Below are 17,062 nucleotides of genomic sequence, written 5' to 3' on the forward strand. Positions count from 1 at the left end.
GCGGAAGGGGGGACGGGTGGACGAGCCGGTGCGGGTGATGGTCGTCGACGACCACCCGATGTGGCGCGACGCGGTGGAGCGGGACCTGGCGGCGGCCGGGTTCGAGGTGGTGGCGGTCGCGGCGAGCGGAGGTGAGGCGCTCGTGCGCTTCCACGCCACCCGGCCGCGGGTGGTCGTGCTGGACCTGCAGATCCCGGCGCCCACCGGCGTCGAGGTGACCGCCGAGGTGATCCGCCAGGATCCGGCGGCCCGGGTGCTGATCCTCTCGGCGTCGGGGGAGCAGGACGACGTGCTCGCCGCCGTCAAGGCCGGGGCCACCGGCTACCTGGTCAAGTCCGCGTCCCGCGAGGAGCTCCTCGCGGCGGTCCGCCGGGTGGCCGCGGGCGACACCGTCTTCACCCCGGGCCTGGCCGGGCTGGTGCTGGGGGAGTTCCGGCGGCTCGCCGGCGGGGCGCCCGAGGACTCGCCGGCCGACGCCGTCCACCGCCCCGAGCTCACCGAGCGCGAGACCGAGGTGCTGCGGATGGTGGCCAAGGGCATGTCCTACAAGCAGATCGCCGACCGCCTGGTGCTCTCCCACCGCACCGTCCAGAACCACGTGCAGAACACGCTGCGCAAGCTCCAGATGCACAACCGGGTCGAGCTCACCCGCTACGCCATCGAGCAGGGCCTCGACGAGCCGGCCGAGGAGCCCGGCCGTGGCTGAGCCGGACCGCGCCGCGCTGCTCGAGGTCGCCGACGAGCTCTACGGCCTGGCCCTGCCGGAGTTCACCCCGGCGCGCGACGCCCGGGCCCGCGAGCTGAAGAAACCCGACCCCGAGCTGTCCGCCGCGGTCAAGGCACTGCGCAAGCCCTCGGTCGCGGCCTGGGTGGTCAACCTGCTGGTGCGCCGGGAGGCCGAGCAGGTCGGCCAGGTGCTGGACGTCGGGGCCGCGCTGCGCGAGGCCCAGGCGAACCTCGCCGGCGACGAGCTGCGGGCGCTGACCCGCCAGCGGCGCCAGCTCACGGCGGCTGTGACGGCGCGTGCCCGCGCCGTGGCCGCCGAGAACGGGCAGAAGGTCACCCCGGCCGTGGCCGACCAGGTGGAGGCCACGCTCACCGCCGCGATCCTCGACGCGGAGTGCGCCCGGGCGGTCCGCAGCGGGCTGCTCGTCACGTCGCTGGCCAGCACCGGTGTCGACGCCGTGGACCTCGGGTCGGCGGTCGCCGTCCCCGAGGCGCTGGGCTTCGCGGCGACCCCTCGCGAGGACGGCTCCGCGCCGCGGCCGGAGCTGCACGTCGTACCCGATCCCGAGGCGGACCGGAAGGCCCGGGAGGCCGCGCGCCGGCGGGTCGAACAGGCCGAGGCCGCGCTCGAGTCGGCCCGGGAGGCGCTGACGGCGGCGGCCGCCCGGGTCGAGGAGCTCGAGGCCCGGGGGCTCCAGGTCCAGGGCGAGCTCGACGAGCTCCGGCGCAGGCTGGCGGAGCTCGAGGAGGAGGCCGACGAGGTCGACGAGGAGCTCGAGGAGGCCGAGGACGCCCGCACCGAGGCCGAGACCGCGGTCACCGAGGCGACCCGGGAGCGGGACGCGGCCGCGGCGGCCGAGGCCAGGGCTGCGGAGAAGGAGGGATAGTCCGTGACGCTTTGGTTGTGGAAAATGCGTCGTCCACAACCAAAGCGTCACGGACTACCGCTCAACGCGCCCAGTCCTTCGAGCGGCTGACCGCCTCGAGCCACCGACCGTGCGCCTCGTCCGGGCCCGAGCGGTCGCCGGAGGGCTCGAACCGGCGGTCCAGGCGCCAGGTCTCGCGGAGCTCGTCGGTGGAGGACCAGACGCCGGTGCCGAGCCCGGCCAGGAACGCCGCGCCGAGGGCGGTGGTCTCGACGATGGCGGGCCGCTCGACGGGTACGCCGATCTGGTCGGCCTGGATCTGGCAGAGCAGGTCGTTGGCGGAGGCCCCGCCGTCGACGCGGAGCGCGGCGCGGGCCGGCAGTGTCTCCAGCACGTCGCGCACCTCGAAGGCGATCGCCTCCAGCGTCGCGCGGACGATGTGGGCGCGGGTGGTGCCGCGGGTCAGGCCGATGATCAGGCCGCGCGCGTGCGGGTCCCAGTGCGGGGCGCCGAGACCGGTCAGGGCAGGCACGAACACCACGCCCTGGCTGTCGGGGACGGTGGCCGCGATGGCGGCCGTCTCGGCGGCCGAGCCGACGATCTGGAGGCCGTCCCGCAGCCACTGGACGGCCGCGCCGGTCACGAAGATGGCGCCCTCGAGCGCGTAGGTGAGGTCACCGTCGGGGGAGCGCCAGGCCGCGGTGGACAGGAGGCCGGCCTCGGACCGCTCGAGGGTGCCGCCGGTGTTGGTGAGGATGAACGAGCCGGTGCCGTAGGTGCACTTGGAGTCGCCCTCGTCGAAGCAGGTCTGCCCGAAGAGCGCCGACTGCTGGTCGCCCGCCATCCCCGCGACGGGCAGCGACAGGTCCAGGAAGGAGCGGGGGTCGGTCGTCGCGATCTCGCCCCAGTTCGGCACCAGCTCGGGCAGGGCGTCGCGGGGCACGCCGAAGAGCCGGCACAGCTCGTCGGACCAGTCGCCCTTCGCGAGGTCGAAGAGCAGGGTCCGGCAGGCGTTGGACACGTCGGTGACGTGGTAGGTGCCGCGGGTCATCCGCGCGACCAGGTAGGAGTCGACGGTGCCGACGGCGTACCGGCCGGACTCCACGAGGGCCCAGGTGTGCGGCTCGTGCTCGGCCAGCCACATCAGCTTGGTCCCCGAGAAGTACGGGTCGAGCCGCAGGCCGGTCAGCTCGGTGACCCGCTCCTCGTGGCCCTCGTCGCGCAGGCGGGTGCAGATGTCGGCGGTACGCCGGTCCTGCCAGACGATCGCGCGCCGGGGGGAGCCGAGGGTCTCCCGGTCCCACAGCAGGATCGTCTCGCGCTGGTTGGTGATGCCGATGGCCCGGAGCCGGCTCGCGTCGTACTTCTTCAGGACCGCGCGGGTGGCCTCGAGGGTGGCCTGCCAGATCTCCTCGGGCGCGTGCTCGACCCAGCCGGGGTGCGGGAAGTGCTGGGCGAACTCCTGGTAGCCGGTGGCCGCGATGGTGCCGTCGTCCTCGACGACGACCGCGGTGACGCCGGTCGTGCCGGCGTCGATGGCCAGGACGCTCACGGCGCCGGGGTCCCGCGGACGAGGTCGAGGATCCGCCGGTCGATCCACGCCAGGTCGGGCGCGACCCGCATCTCGTAGTTCTCGGTGCCGACCCAGGCATGGAAGTCCCGGTGCCCGCCCGCCTGGGCGAACGCCTCCAGCTCCTGCTCGATCTCCGGGGTCAGCGGCACCTTCTCCTCCTCGGTCGAGGCGGTCAGGTAGAGATCGTTGAGGTCGAGCAACCGGGCCAGCTCGGCGAGCGGGTCGGCGGCGTCGTCGACGCGCAGGTCGACCGCGATGTCGTCCAGGCCGCCGTACCCCGCCCCGTCGCGGACCACCAGCAGCGCGGCCGACTGCCGGCCCCGGCTGTCGCCGCCGGCGGCGTCACCGGCGGCCAGGGCGGCGAGCAGCCGCCGGGCCAGCGGGGCATCCTCACCGGAGTCCCGCCAGGCCTGCTCCATCGCCTCCACGACCTGCTCGCCGACCAGGATGTTCCCCTGGATCGCGAAGCCGTCACCGGTGACGCTGCCCGCCCAGTCGAGGCAGGCGTGCCCGGTGTGCGACGCGGCGCCGCCGTCGACGTCGACGATGCCGACCTGGCGGTGGTCGCGGCCCTCGTCGTCCTCGAGCAGGCGTTGGAGCGCGACCGAGGCGGTGGCCCCGTCGTCGAGGTGGGCGAGGGCCTGACCCTTGTACGCGACGTTGGCGTCGGCCTGGGTGGCGATGGCGCCGACCCCGGCCACGGCGGCCGGTACGGCGGAGCCCACGGCCAGGAACTTCGAGGCGACGGCCACCCCCCACGACTCTCCGTCGGCGGAACGGGCCACGATCGAGAAGGTCATGTCGCGACCCTAGTGCCGAGTCGGCGCAGTCTGACGACCAGAGCAGCTCGAGTCGGCGCAGTTTCACGCCCGCGCCGGTACAACTGCGCCGACTCGACGAATTCCAGTTGCCTTCAAGCGGGGTTGAGGCCGGAGGATGTGCGCGTGCTGCACCGACTCGGCTTCCCGTCCATCGGCGACCACCGTCGCTTCGTCACCGCCATCGCCGTGGACGCGGTGGGGAGTGGCGTGTTCATGCCGGTCTGCGTGCTCTACTTCCTGGTCACCACCGACCTGGGCCTGGTGCAGGTCGGGGGTGCGATCTCGCTGGCCTCCGCGGTGGCGCTGCCGGTCGGTCCGCTCATCGGCGGTGTGGTCGACCGGTACGGCGCCAAGCACGTGCTGCTCGCCGGCAACGCCCTGCAGGCGGTGGGCTACGCGGCGTACCTGCTCACCGACTCCTTCGTCGCACTCACGCTCTGGACGATCGTGGTGACCGTCGGGCGGACCGCCTTCTGGGGCTCCTACGGCAACATCGTCGCGGCGATCTCGGTGCCGGGGGAGCGCGAGAAGTGGTTCGGCTTCCTCGGGGCCCTGCGCAACGTCGGCTTCGCGCTGGGCGGCCTGCTGTCGGGGCTCGCGATCACCATCGGCACCGACACGGCGTACGCCGCCGTGGTCGTCGCCAACGCCGCGTCGTTCGTGCTGGCCTTCGGGCTGCTGCTGGCCGTGCCGCCCACCGCCCGGAGCGGCCACCGCAGCCCCGAGGGCGCCTGGGGCGTGGTGCTGCGCGACCGGCCGTACCGCCTGCTGTGGGCCGCGCAGCTGGCCTACTCGACCTCGATGATGGTGCTCAACTTCGCGATGCCGGTCTACGCCACCACCGTGCTCGGGCTTCCCGGCTGGGTCACCGGCGCGGTGTTCACCATGAACACCGTCATGGTCGGCTTCGGGCAGGGGCTCGTGGTGCGGGCGATGACCGGCGCCCGGCGCTGGCGGGTCCTGATGCTCACCAACGCCGTGTTCGCCGCGTCGTTCGTCATCCTGCTGGGCGCCAGCCGGCTGTCCGTGGGGCTGGCAACCGCCGTGGTGCTGGTGGGCGCGGTCGTCTACACCGGCGCGGAGGTCCTCGGCGGCCCGGTGCACGGAGCCCTCTCCGCCGAGGCGGCGCCGGAGCAGCTCCGCGGCCGCTACCTCTCGCTGATCCAGCTGGCGTGGAACCTCGCGAGCACGATCGCGCCGGTGGCCTTCGCCTGGCTGCTGGACCGCGGGGCCGCTCCGATCTGGATCGGCCTCCTCGCCGTGGCTGGGGCCGGCGCGCTGCTCGCCGCCCGGTTGGGTACGACGCTCCCGGAGGCCGCCCTGCGGGTCACCAACCGTGCCGAGGAGCCGGTGGCCGCCGAGGTCGCACCGACCTGACCGTGGGATGGTCGACTCTGGCCCTCGCGCCCCTTGCGCCACTAGAGTCGTGGGCCGGTTGTGAACGATCCAATCCCAGGAGTAGGCATGCGCGTCGGAGTGCTCACCGGAGGCGGGGACTGCCCCGGACTGAACGCCGTGATCCGGGCGGTGGTCCGCAAGGGCGTGCGCCAGCACGGCTTCGAGTTCGTGGGCTACCGGGACGGCTGGCGGGGTCCCCTCGAGGGCGTCACCATGGAGCTCGGCATCCAGCAGTGCCGCGGCATCCTGCCGCGCGGCGGCACCATCCTCGGCTCCTCGCGCACCAACCCGTTCAAGATCGACAACGGCGTGGAGAAGATCAAGGACAACCTCGCCAACGACGGGGTCGACGCCCTGATCGCGATCGGCGGCGAGGACACCCTGGGCGTGGCCACCCAGCTGGCCGACCTCGGCGTGAACGTGGTGGGCGTGCCGAAGACGATCGACAACGACCTGTCCGGCACCGACTTCACCTTCGGCTTCGACACGGCGGTCAACATCGCGACCGAGGCCATCGACCGCCTGCACACCACGGCGGAGTCCCACCACCGGGTCCTGGTCGTCGAGGTGATGGGCCGGCACGCCGGCTGGATCGCCCTGCACTCCGGGATCGCCGGCGGGGCCAACGTCGTGCTCATCCCCGAGCAGCCCTTCGACATCCAGGCCGTGTGCCGCCTGGTGGAGGAGCGCTTCGAGACCCGCTACTCGCCGATCATCGTGGTCTCGGAGGGCGCGGTTCCCGCCGAGGGTGGCGACATGACCCTGGTGTCGGGGGAGAAGGACGCCTTCGGGCACGTCCGCCTCGGCGGCATCGGCGACCGCCTCGCCAGCGAGATCGAGGGGCGCACCGGCAAGGAGGCCCGCGCGGTCGTGCTCGGGCACATCCAGCGTGGGGGCACGCCGACGGCGTTCGACCGCTGGCTGGCGACCCGCTTCGGGCTGCAGGCGATCGACGCGGTGGCCGACGGCGACTTCGGCACGATGATGGCGCTGCGGGGCACGAAGATCGTGCGGGTGCCCCTGATCGAGGGCACCGGCGAGCTGAAGCTGGTCAGCCCCGAGGAGTACGCCGAGGCGGAGGTCTTCTTCGGCTGACGGCCCCGTCTCGCCGGCGCCCGCGGGTTCGGGCGGACCGCCCGGCCGCGCGTACGCTGGTGCGGTGAGCATCCCCGACCTCGAGGCCCTGCACGCCCTCGGCCCGGCCCAACAGCCGACGTACCCCGACAAGGGCGCCGTCGACGCTGCCGTGGCCCGGCTGCGCACTATGCCGCCGCTGGTCTTCGCCGGTGAGTGCGACGACCTCACGGCGAAGATCGCCGCGGTCACCCGCGGCGAGGCCTTCCTGCTGCAGGGCGGTGACTGCGCCGAGACCTTTGCCGGCGTGACGGCCGACAACGTCCGCAACAAGCTCCGGGTGCTGCTGCAGATGGCGGTCGTGCTGACCTACGCCGCGTCGGTGCCGGTCGTGAAGGTCGGCCGGCTGGCCGGCCAGTACGCCAAGCCGCGCTCCTCGGACTTCGAGACCCGCGACGGCGTGACCCTGCCGGCCTACCGCGGTGACGCGGTCAACGGCTTCGACTTCACCTCCGAGGCCCGGATCCCCGACCCGCAGCGGCTCGTCGACGTCTACAACTCCTCGGCCGCGACGCTGAACCTCGTGCGCGCCTTCGTCACCGGCGGCTACGCCGACCTGCGCCAGGTCCACACCTGGAACACCGACTTCGTCCGTGAGTCCCCGGTCGGCCAGCAGTACGAGGCGATGGCCAACGAGATCGAGCGCGCGCTGACCTTCATGAAGGCGATCGGCGCCGATCCCGACGAGTTCCACCGGGTCGACTTCCACTCCAGCCACGAGGCGCTGGTGCTGGAGTACGAGCACGCCCTGACCCGCATCGACTCCCGCACCGACCTGCCGTACGACGTGTCCGGGCACTTCGTGTGGATCGGCGAGCGGACCCGCCAGCTCGACAACGCCCACGTGGAGCTGCTCAGCCACATCCGCAACCCGATCGGTGTGAAGCTGGGCCCGACCACCACTCCCGACGACGCGCTCGCGCTCGCCGCGAAGCTCAACCCCCAGAACGAGCCCGGTCGGCTGACCTTCATCACGCGCTTCGGGGCCGGCAGGATCCGCGACGGCCTGCCGAACCTGGTCGAGAAGGTCACCGCGGCCGGCGTCGAGGTGGCGTGGGTCTGCGACCCGATGCACGGCAACACCTTCGAGGCCAGCTCGGGCTACAAGACCCGGCGCTTCGACGACGTGATCGACGAGGTCCAGGGCTTCTTCGACGTGCACCGCTCGCTCGGCACCTGGCCCGGCGGCATCCACGTCGAGTTGACCGGTGACGACGTGACCGAGTGCGTCGGTGGCGGTGAGGAGCTGCTGGAGGTCGACCTCGGCCACCGGTACGAGTCGGTCTGCGACCCGCGGCTCAACCGGGTGCAGTCCCTCGAGCTGGCGTTCCTCGTTGCGGAGATGCTCCGGAAGGCCTGATCGTCCGAGTCGTGCGGGCAGGAGTGCGCCCGAGCGCACCCTCCACCGCACGACTCGTTAGGTTGGGCCCGTGATCGACCTGCGCAGCGACACCCTGACCCGACCGACCGACGCGATGCGCCGGGCGATGGCCACCGCCGAGGTCGGTGACGACGTGTACGGCGAGGACCCGACGGTCGCGCGCCTCGAGGAGCGCGTGGCCGGCCTGTTCGGGCACGAGGCGGCGCTCTTCATGCCGACCGGCTCGATGGCCAACGTGCTCGCGGTGCGCTCGGTCGTCGCCGTCGGCCAGGAGGTGCTCTGCGAGGCCAGCGCGCACATCGCGCGCGCCGAGCTCGGTGCCCACGGCGCCTACACCGGGCTGACCATGCGCACCTGGATCCACCCGCGTGGCCAGGTCGACCTGACGACGATCGAGTCGATGCACGCTCCCGACATGGGGCCGTTCTTCGTGCCCACCGCCGCCATCTCGGTCGAGAACACCCACAACTTCGCCGGGGGTGCGGTGCTGCCGCTCCAGGACCTCCGGGACCTGCGGGAGCTCGCCACCGGGGTCGGTGCGCGCATCCACATGGACGGTGCCCGGATCTGGAACGCGCACGTCGCCACCGGGACACCGCTGGCGGAGTACGGCGCGGTCGCCGACGTGATGGCGGTGTGCCTGTCCAAGGGCCTCGGCGCCCCGGTGGGCTCGCTGATGATCGGCTCCGCCGACGCGATCGCCGAGGCCCGGGTGTGGCGCAAGCGGATGGGGGGCGGGATGCGGCAGGTCGGCATTCTCGCCGCCGCCGGGCTGCACGCCCTCGACCACCACGTCGACCGGCTGGCCGAGGACCACACCCACGCCCGGCTGCTGGCGGAGGCCTGCGGTGTCGACCCCGACGGCGTCGACACCAACGTCGTCGTGGTGCCGCGCCCGGACGCCGTCGAGTTCGTGTCGGCCGCGCGCGCGGAGGGTGTCCTGCTCTCGGCCGTCGGCCCCACGACGGTGCGGATGGTCACCCACCTCGACGTCAGCCGGGACGACACCGAGAAGGCCGCCGCGGTGCTCGGCCGGCTGGTCTGAGGTCGCTGTCCCGCCAGCCGGCCGCTGCGGCGGCTACTCCTGTCCCGGCGGCGGGGTCATCGGCCGGATCCGGGTGCCGTCGTCCGCGGTGGGGTGATCCGGCGCCGGGGGCGGCATCGTCGGCCGGCCCCAGATCTCCTGCTCCGTGGCTCCGGGCTGCCAGGACGGCGGCGGGCCCGTCGGTGCGGCCGGAGGTGTGGCCGGCGGACGGCCCGGGTTGGACTGCATCCGCCCGGCGAGCGCCGAGGCCTGCGCCCGCACCGCGGCAGGGTTGATGCTCCGGCTCATCAGCGCGACCAGACCGGCGCACACCAGGCCAGTCAGGGCCAGCAGCAGCGTGGCCTGCCAGCCGACCTGGCCGATGTAGTAGCTGCCCTCGAGGTCCTCGCCGTCCAGCCGCGCACCCGCATGCATCGAGGTGAGGCGCGACATCAGCGGCAGCGCCACCAGCAGCAGGGCGACGAAGACGCCGAGGTTGCCGAGGATCCGCTGCGGGGCCGCGGTCTTGCGGGCGACGGTGAACGCGGCGAGGAAGAGCACCACCAGCATCACGACCGGGGCCGCCCACAGGCCGGGGGTGTCCTGGGCGTAGTGGGCCAGGTGGTGCAGGTCAGTCGTGTCGCTGGAGCCCGAGCCGCTCTCGACGCTCCCGTACGCCGCGCCTGCGCCCAGCGAGATGAGCCAGAAGCCACCGCTCGCGACCAGGCCCACGATCAGTGCGATGCCGGCCGACAGGTCGTCGTCGGTCGGGTCGTTGTCGCCCAAGGTGTCGCCGGTGAAGATGAGCAGCAGCAGGCCGACGACGCCGGCCACGGGCAGCATCGCGAAGATCGTGCCCACGCCGTACAGGGGTGCGGCGGTCCAGTCGTGCACCCGCTTCACGGGGGCCGGCCACCAGTCACGGCGGGTGGCGAACAGGACCGCGACGAGGGTCACGAAGAGCACGAGGAAGGCGAGGAAGAACGCGCCCGCGATGCTGGCGCCCCACTCGGCGTCGACGCCGGTGCGGCCACGGCTGAGCACGGCACCCCAGCCGCGTCCCATCTCGTTGTTGTCGGCGCGGAACACGACTGCGAGCACCATCACGCCCAGTCCGAGCAGCAGCGCCGCTCGGGCGGCGTCGGCGACCGCGTCGAGCGCCCGGGGATAGCGTGCCGTCACCCGGCGGAAGACGAACGCGGCCGCGACCAGGGCCAGGATGGTGACGGTGAGCGGGAACATGCCCACGTTGGCGTGGGCGGTGTCGCCGCCGGTGTCGAGGTCGAGGACCAGGTCGGCCCCGAACGTCGCGGCCAGCAGGATGGTGACCAGCGTGAGCCCGTTGTCGACGCCGAAGTCGACCGGCTTGGACATCAGGCCAAGCACGGTCGAGAGCACCCCGGCCGCGACCAGGGCGGTGGCCGCGGTCAGGCCGGCGCCCAGCCAGTTGCCGACGAGCAGTCGCTGCCAGCTGACCGACGGCAGGCGTGGCGTCGCGGGCCCGGCGGTCGGCGGCGGTCCCGCCGGCGGGGGAGGGAGCACCGGGGGTGAGGCCGGCGGCGCGGTGGGAGCCGCCGCCATCGGGGCCGTGGGTGGCGGCGCGGCGGCCATGGTTGCCGTGGGTGGCGGCGGGGGAGTCGTGCCCGGTGCGGCCGCCGGTGGCGCCGCGAGCGGTCGGCCGCAGCTGCCGCAGAAGCGGCTCGTCCCAGGGTTCTCGGAGGCGCAATGGGCGCACGTCAGCATGGGGTTCCCCGTCAATCCGGTGTGGAGTGTCGCGCGACAGGGTAGCCGCGCACTCCGACGCCCGGGCCGGGAACGGAGCAGCCGGGTGCGGTACGGCGGGTTCAGCCGGCGGTGCCCTGCAGGGTCACGTCGCTGATCGGCGTGTAGTCGCGGGCGGCGGGCCCCTTGCCGGGTGGTGACACCGACACGAGCGTGAGCCGCACGTGCTGCGTGGTCACCGGGTCGACGTCGAGCGTCTGCATCTTCCTGCTGTCGCGGAGGTCCTGGGTGACCGTCGTACCGTCGTCGAAGGCCCACTCGACCGCGAGCACGCGGCGGTTGCCGTGGTACCAGTCCAGCTCGTGGCCCCGCCCGTCGGTCGCGGTCTTGGCGTAGCCGTTGACCAGGCCGACCGTGGTCAGCGTCGTCGTCGCGGCCAGGTCGAAGGTGATCTGCTGGCCGCTGCCGTCGCCGGCCATCCGCCAGCAGGTGGTCGGGACCCCGTCGAGCATGTTGCGGGACTCGTAGCGGACCATGTTGCCGTCGACGTCCTGGTTGGGCGGCGCGGTCGCCGGCACCTGTGCCGTGGCCTCCCGGGCCACGTCCGCGGCACCGCCGGACGCCTTCGCGCCGTGGCCCCCGTTGCCCGCCGACGCGGGGTCGGTGGCCTGCGCCGGAGACTCGGGGGCTCCTCCCGCGAGCATCCAGACGCCGAGCACGACGACCAGGAGGAGCACCGTGGCCGCCGCGGCCCACGGGAGCCAGCGCCGGGGCGCGGGCCGGTGCCGCTGCTCGTCGACGGCCGTGTCGTTCAGCGCGTCGACCTGGGCGTCGATCGGGGCGTCGACCGGCGCTGCCTGGTCGGCGTACAGGGGGAAGCGCGGGCCGTCGCCGGGGACCAGCGGCGCCGGCGGCGGAGGCGGAGGCGGAGGCAGCGCGCTCGGCCGGGCAGCGTGACGGGCGACGGGCCGCTCGGCGGTGTCGGAGCGCCAGTCGTCGGGCTCCCCGGCGAAGGGGGCGACCGGGGCACTGACCGCAGGCAGCTGCCGGGTCGCCTCCACACCCTCATCGGTGGGTGCGGACTCCCGCAGCCGACCGCAGTTGGTGCAGAAGCGACCCACGACGAGCTCGTGGCCGCAGCTCGCGCACGTGTCCATCCACTCTCCTTCGGGTCGTCAGGTCCGTCCGCCAGCGTAGGCAGGGAGCCGGGGGCGGGGGAAATCGAGCGCCGGCGCTCAGGCCCGGACCTGGCCGGCGGCGTCCGCGCGCCCGACCATCGGGGGGAGGCGTCGCACCGCCCGCGCGAGCTCGCGCAGCTCGACGCCCCGGAGGGCCTGGGGGCCGTCGCACAACGCGGTCTCCGGGTCCGGGTGGACGTCGACGATGACCCCGTCGGCGCCGACCGCGATCGCCGCGCGGGAGAGCGGCACCACCAGGTCCCTGCGTCCTGCGGCGTGCGAGGGGTCGACGATCACCGGCAGGTGGCTGGCGGCCTGCACGACCGGCACTGCGGAGATGTCGAGCGTGTTGCGGGTGGCCGGCTCGAAGGTCCGGATCCCGCGCTCGCAGAGGACCACGTCGAGGTTGCCGCGCTGCGCGATGTACTCCGCGGCCATCAGCCACTCCTCGATGGTGGCGGTCATGCCGCGCTTGAACAGCACCGGCTTCCCGGCCTCGCCGACGGCCTGCAGCAGGCCGAAGTTGGCCATGTTGCGGGTGCCGATCTGGAGCATGTCGGCGTGCTCGGCGACCACCGGCACGTCGCGGGCGTCGACCACCTCGGTGACGATCGGCAGCCCGGTCGCCTCCCGCGCGCTGCTGAGGATGCGCAGCCCGGCGACGCCGAGGCCCTGGAACGCGTACGGCGAGGTCCGCGGCTTGAAGGCGCCGCCGCGCAGGATCGTGGCCCCGGCGGACCGGGCCATCCGGGCGGTCTCGATGGTCTGCTCGGCGGTCTCGACCGCGCACGGTCCGGCGATCAACGTGAAGGTGCCGGGACCGATCGGGACCTGGTGCCCGGCGGGGCCGACCCAGACCGTCGAGCGGTCCGGGTGGTGCTGGCGGCTGACCAGCTTGTAGGGATCGGAGATGCGGTGCACGTCGGCGACGCCGGGCAGCGTGCGCAGGTTGAGGTGGTGGAAGGAGTCGATGTCCCCGACCAGGCCGATGATCGTGCGCACGACGCCGGTGGACACGAAGGCCTCGCCGCCGACACCCTCGACCCGGGCCACGACGCGCGCGACGTCCTCGGGGGTGGCGTCCGGAGACATGACGACGACCATGGCGGTTCCTCTCCTGCAGGAGTGACCACGTCGTCGGGGTCGCGAGGGCACCGACGCTAGGGCAACCCGGGCCCGCGGGGCGGGTTGCCCGCGATGTGGACCGGTGCGGTCACACCGCCAGGTGCTGCACCTCGGCCTCGACCTTGCGTCGCGGGGCCAGCTCGACGACGAGCATGGCGGCCAGCACCATCAGCCCGCCGGTGACCATCCGCAGGGTGAAGGACTCGCCGCCGAGCAGCACCGCGAACAGGGCGGCGAACACCGGCTCCATGCTCATGATGATGGCGCTGCGCGTCGGTGGCAGGTGGGCCTGCGCCCAGGTCTGGCCGACCAGCGCCAACGCACCGGCGAACAGGGCCATGTAGACGACCGAGAGCCAGTCCTGCGGGGTCGAGGGCAGTACGATCCCGTCCGGGGCGGTGGCCGCGAGGCAGACCAGCGTGATGACCACGAGCTGCACGATCGACATGCCCAGCGCCTCGTGCGGGGTGGACCAGGCCCCCAGCCCCACGATGTGCAGGGCGTAGAGCATCGCGGCGACCAGGGTGATCGCCTCGCCGTACCCGACGGAGAGGCCGTTGAGGGTCAGCACCGCGAGCCCGGCGGTGGCGAGCAGCACGGCGCCCCAGGTCATCGCGGTGATCCGAGTGCGCAGCAGCACGGCGGCGAAGACCGGTGTGAGCACGACGTACATCCCGGTGATGAACCCGGAGACGCTGGCCGCGGTGTGGGCCAGACCGGCGGTCTGCAGGATCTGGGCCACGCCGTACAGCAGCCCCAGGACGACCGCCCCGCGCCGCGCCGCGGGGGAGAGTCGGGCCACCGCACGCGGCGCAACCACCAGCAGGGCGACGCTGGCGATGGCGAACCGCACCGCCAGGAAGTCCAGGGTCGGCACCCGGTCCAGCAGGTCCCGGATCAGGAAGAACGTCGACCCCCACATGGCGGTGATGCCGAGCAGGGCGCCCGCCGCGAGCAGGCCGGAGCGACGGCTCATCCGGCGGGCGCGGCGGCGTCGGCCCGGGCGTCCGCCCGCAGCTGCTTGAGCAGCGGGATGTCGACGTTGTCCGCGCCGCGGGACCCCGGGGTCTCCAGCACGAACGGGACCCCGTCGGTGGCCGGGTGGGCGAAGAGCTCGCGGAACGCGTGGGTGCCGATGTGGCCCTGGCCGATCAGCTGGTGGCGGTCCTTGAAGGCACCGCGCACGTCCATCGAGTCGTTGGCGTGCACCAGGCGCAGCCTCCCGGGACCACCGATCTCGACGATCCGGTCCACGGTCGCGGTCGCACCCCCGGGCTCGTCCAGCGGGGCGCCGGCCGCGAAGACGTGGCAGGTGTCGAGGCAGATGCCGGCCTTGGGGTGGAAGTCGAGGGCAGCGAGGTACGGCTCGAGGTCCTCCACGCCGGCGCACAGCGAGCGGCCCTGCCCCGCGGTCGGCTCGAGCAGCAGCCAGGGCGCGTCGTCCCCGGCCACCACGTCCAGCAGCGGCAGCAGGCCCTCGCGCACCTGCCGCATCGCCGCGGCGTACCTCGCCTCGCCCTCGGCCGGGTCGGTGGAGGGGTCCACGAAGGAGCCGGTGTGGACCACGACCCCCTCGGCGCCGATCTCGGCGGCCCGACGCAGGTTGTGGGCCACCGACGCGACGGACTTCTCGTACGTCGCCGGCGTGGGACTGCCGAGGTTCACCAGGTAGGGGGAGTGGATGAAGGCCCGCATCCCGCGGCGTTCGATCTCCGCGCGGAAGCGGGCGTCGTCGGCCGGCTTCCCGGGCGAGAGCGCCCAGCCGCGCGGGTTCCCCACGAAGACCTGGATCGTCTCGCAGCGCAGCAGGTCGGCGTGGGCGAGCGCCCCGTCGACGAGGCCCTTGCCCACGAGCACGTGCGTCCCGATCGGGTTGCGGGCAGCGTGGTCCACGGTCGGGTCGAGGGGCATGCGAGCAGGTTAGGCGGGCTCGGGCGACCCGTGCGAACCGGGGACGGTCACAGGATGGAGAGCGTCACCGTGGAGCCCTTGGGCGCCATCGACCCCGATCCGGGGTCGACCGAGTAGACGTAGCCGACACCGATGTAGTGGTCGTTCTTGCGCACCTCGACCTGGAACCCGAGCGCCTCGAGCTTGGCCGTGGCGTCGTCCACGCCGGAGGCGACGAGCCCGCCCGGGATCTCCACCAGCTCCGGTCCCCTGGACACGACGAGGCGGACGCTGTCGCCGCGGTAGAGCGTGCCGGTGGTGGGGGACTGCGAGATCACGTCGCCCTCGGGGACGGTGTCGGAGTACTCCTCGGTGCTGCGGTCGACGGTCAGGCCCTTGGCCTCGAGCGCCGCCTGGGCCTTGTCGGCGTCCTTGTCGGTCCAGTCGCGCACGTGGATCGGCCGGGGGCCCTTGCTGACCACCAGGTCGACCGCCGAGTCGGGCCGCAGGGTCGTGCCGGCCTTGGGATCGCTGCCGAGGACGGTGCCCTCGGCCACGGTCTCGGAGTACTTCCCGACGGAGTGGCCGAAGGACAGGTGGGTGTTCAGCAGGGCATCCTGGGCCTGGTCCTCGCTCATCCCCTTCGTGCGGGGTACGTCGTACCGCTCCTTGCCCAGCGACAGCACGACCGTGACCGTGCCGCCGTCGAGGACCCGCGAGCCCGCGCCGGGATCGGTGTCGATGACCCGGCCGGCCGGGACCGTCTCGGAGTAGGCCCTCTCGCCCATCTCGGCCTCCAGGCCGGCGGCCTCGATCTTCTCGATCGCGGCGGCCTTGCCCAGGCCGATGACGCCGGGCGTGGGGGTGTAGCGGGCCCAGCCGAACCAGTAGGCGCCGAAGCCCGCGGCCGCGACGAGCAGCAGCACCAGGACCAGCAGGATCGGGCCGCGGCGTGAACGGCGTGGCCGGCGCGGCGGCCGCGACGGCGATCCGGGGGACCGGGCCGGTGGAGCCGGCGGGGCTGCCGCGGACCGGGGGATCAGGCTGGTGCGCTCGTGGGTCTCCTCGGCGGCCGGGGCCAGCATCGTCGCGATGACGGCGCCGTCGAACGGGTCGGGCGCGGTGTCGTGGCGGTCCCGCGGCGGCACCTCGACGGCCACGGTCTCGCCCGTGTCGGGGTGCAGCAGGACCGGGGCGAGGTCGGCGGTGAGCTCGGGGTCGTCCAGCACGCCGTCGGCGAGGGCGTGGCTGACCCGGCGCAGCTGGTGCAGCAGCACGCCGGCGTCGGCCGGCCGCAGGTGCTGGTCGCGCGCCGTGGCGCGGGCGACCAGGGCGTCGACGTACGCCGGGATGCCGGGGACCGACTCCGACGGCGGCGGGACGTCCTCGTGGACGTGCTTGTAGGCCACCTGGATCGGCGACTCGCCCTCGTGGGGCTTGGTGCCGGTCAGGAGCTCGTAGAGCATCACGCCGGCCGCGTAGACGTCGGCGCGCGTGTCGGCGCGCCCGTCGAGGACCAGCTCGGGAGCGAGGTAGGACACGGTGCCGATGAGCACGCCGGAGGTCGCGGTGTGCTGGGTGTCGGTGCTGACGGCCTTGGCGAGGCCGAAGTCGGCGACCTTGACCTGGCTCGCCCCGGTGCTGGGATCCGTGGCGATGAGGACGTTCTCGGGCTTGACGTCGCGGTGGATGAGCCCGGCGCGGTGCGCGGTGGCGAGGGCGGAGAGGATCGGCTCGAGCAGGGTCAGCGCGCGGGCCGGCGCCATCGGGCTCTCCGTGCGGATCACGTCGCGCAGGGTGTGCCCGGGCACGAGCTCCATCGCCAGGTAGGCGGTGCCGGCGTCCTCGCCCTGGTCGTAGACCGCGACCACGTTGGGGTGGGAGAGCCGGGCGGCGGCGCGGGCCTCGCGCACGAAGCGGGCCGCGAACTCCTCGTCGTCACCGAGGCCGGGGTGCATCACCTTGACCGCGACGGTCCGGTCCAGGCGGATGTCGGTGGCCTCGTAGACGCTGGCCATGCCGCCGCGAGCGATCCGCGGCCCGATCCGGTAGCGGCCGTCCAGGAGCCGCCCGGTCATGGGGTCGCCCGTGACAGCGTCGGCGCCCGTGCGGGCGTGCCGATCTGGCTGTCGACGTGACTGCACTGCGACCCTCCTGCGGCCGGACGGGGAAGGATCCGGGACCCCAATCGTACGGACGTTCCCGCCGCGGCCCGTGCTGAGGC

General features: G+C 73.5%; 14 protein-coding genes. 6 read left to right on the forward strand and 8 right to left on the reverse strand.

Going from position 1 to position 17,062, the window contains the following annotated elements; genetic code table 11:
• Positions 1-37: 37 nt before the first annotated feature.
• On the forward strand, positions 38-706 hold the full coding sequence (locus ABD268_RS13295; protein ID WP_344152878.1) for a response regulator: 669 nt from the start codon (positions 38-40) through the stop codon (positions 704-706).
• Positions 699-1,613, forward strand: a complete 915-nt coding sequence (locus tag ABD268_RS13300) for a hypothetical protein (protein ID WP_344152767.1) — start codon at positions 699-701, stop codon at positions 1,611-1,613. Before ABD268_RS13295 ends, ABD268_RS13300 begins: the two co-directional genes overlap by 8 nt.
• Positions 1,614-1,674: 61 nt before the next feature.
• On the opposite strand, the gene glpK is transcribed toward ABD268_RS13300, so the two are convergent.
• On the reverse strand, positions 1,675-3,144 hold the full coding sequence (glpK, locus tag ABD268_RS13305; RefSeq protein ID WP_344152770.1) for a glycerol kinase GlpK: 1,470 nt from the start codon (positions 3,142-3,144) through the stop codon (positions 1,675-1,677).
• A complete protein-coding gene (locus tag ABD268_RS13310; protein WP_344152773.1) occupies positions 3,141-3,965 on the reverse strand; it encodes a DUF1028 domain-containing protein in 825 nt (274 codons plus the stop codon). The genes glpK and ABD268_RS13310 overlap by 4 nt, the downstream gene beginning before the upstream one ends.
• A gap of 144 nt (positions 3,966-4,109) precedes the next feature.
• On the opposite strand from ABD268_RS13310, the gene ABD268_RS13315 reads away from it, so the two are divergent.
• From ABD268_RS13315 to ABD268_RS13330, 4 genes are all read left to right on the forward strand, one after another.
• A complete protein-coding gene (locus ABD268_RS13315) occupies positions 4,110-5,363 on the forward strand; it encodes an MFS transporter (protein WP_344152776.1) in 1,254 nt (417 codons plus the stop codon).
• Between the two features lie 87 nt (positions 5,364-5,450).
• Positions 5,451-6,479 (forward strand): 6-phosphofructokinase, encoded by a 1,029-nt coding sequence (locus ABD268_RS13320; RefSeq protein WP_344152779.1) that lies wholly within the window; start codon positions 5,451-5,453, stop codon positions 6,477-6,479.
• Positions 6,480-6,543: 64 nt separating this feature from the next.
• Positions 6,544-7,878 carry a class II 3-deoxy-7-phosphoheptulonate synthase gene (locus ABD268_RS13325; protein WP_344152782.1) on the forward strand — a complete coding sequence of 445 codons (1,335 nt, stop codon included), beginning with the start codon at positions 6,544-6,546 and terminating at the stop codon, positions 7,876-7,878.
• Positions 7,879-7,948: 70 nt separating this feature from the next.
• Positions 7,949-8,944, forward strand: a complete 996-nt coding sequence (locus ABD268_RS13330; protein WP_344152785.1) for a threonine aldolase family protein — start codon at positions 7,949-7,951, stop codon at positions 8,942-8,944.
• Between the two features lie 33 nt (positions 8,945-8,977).
• Here ABD268_RS13330 and ABD268_RS13335 read toward each other — a convergent pair whose 3' ends face one another.
• The 6 genes from ABD268_RS13335 to pknB form a co-directional block, all read right to left on the reverse strand.
• Positions 8,978-10,534 carry a hypothetical protein gene (locus ABD268_RS13335; protein ID WP_344152788.1) on the reverse strand — a complete coding sequence of 519 codons (1,557 nt, stop codon included), beginning with the start codon at positions 10,532-10,534 and terminating at the stop codon, positions 8,978-8,980.
• 233 nt (positions 10,535-10,767) lie between these two features.
• Complete coding sequence (locus ABD268_RS13340; protein WP_344152793.1) at positions 10,768-11,802, reverse strand: NADase-type glycan-binding domain-containing protein; 1,035 nt, start codon at positions 11,800-11,802, stop codon at positions 10,768-10,770.
• Between the two features lie 78 nt (positions 11,803-11,880).
• Positions 11,881-12,915, reverse strand: coding sequence for a 3-deoxy-7-phosphoheptulonate synthase (gene aroF, locus ABD268_RS13345; RefSeq protein WP_344152796.1), 1,035 nt, complete (start codon positions 12,913-12,915; stop codon positions 11,881-11,883).
• 121 nt (positions 12,916-13,036) lie between these two features.
• The gene (locus ABD268_RS13350; protein WP_344152799.1) at positions 13,037-13,924 is read right to left on the reverse strand and encodes a DMT family transporter; all 888 of its coding nucleotides are present in this window, start codon (positions 13,922-13,924) and stop codon (positions 13,037-13,039) included.
• Entirely contained in the window at positions 13,921-14,859 is a 939-nt protein-coding gene (locus ABD268_RS13355; RefSeq protein ID WP_344152802.1) for a deoxyribonuclease IV, read from the reverse strand. The genes ABD268_RS13350 and ABD268_RS13355 overlap by 4 nt, the downstream gene beginning before the upstream one ends.
• Positions 14,860-14,906: 47 nt before the next feature.
• The gene (gene pknB, locus ABD268_RS13360; RefSeq protein WP_344152805.1) at positions 14,907-16,916 is read right to left on the reverse strand and encodes a Stk1 family PASTA domain-containing Ser/Thr kinase; all 2,010 of its coding nucleotides are present in this window, start codon (positions 16,914-16,916) and stop codon (positions 14,907-14,909) included.
• Positions 16,917-17,062 lie beyond the last annotated feature (146 nt).

This window comes from Nocardioides koreensis (genome assembly GCF_039531775.1).
Lineage (GTDB): Bacteria > Actinomycetota > Actinomycetes > Propionibacteriales > Nocardioidaceae > Nocardioides > Nocardioides koreensis.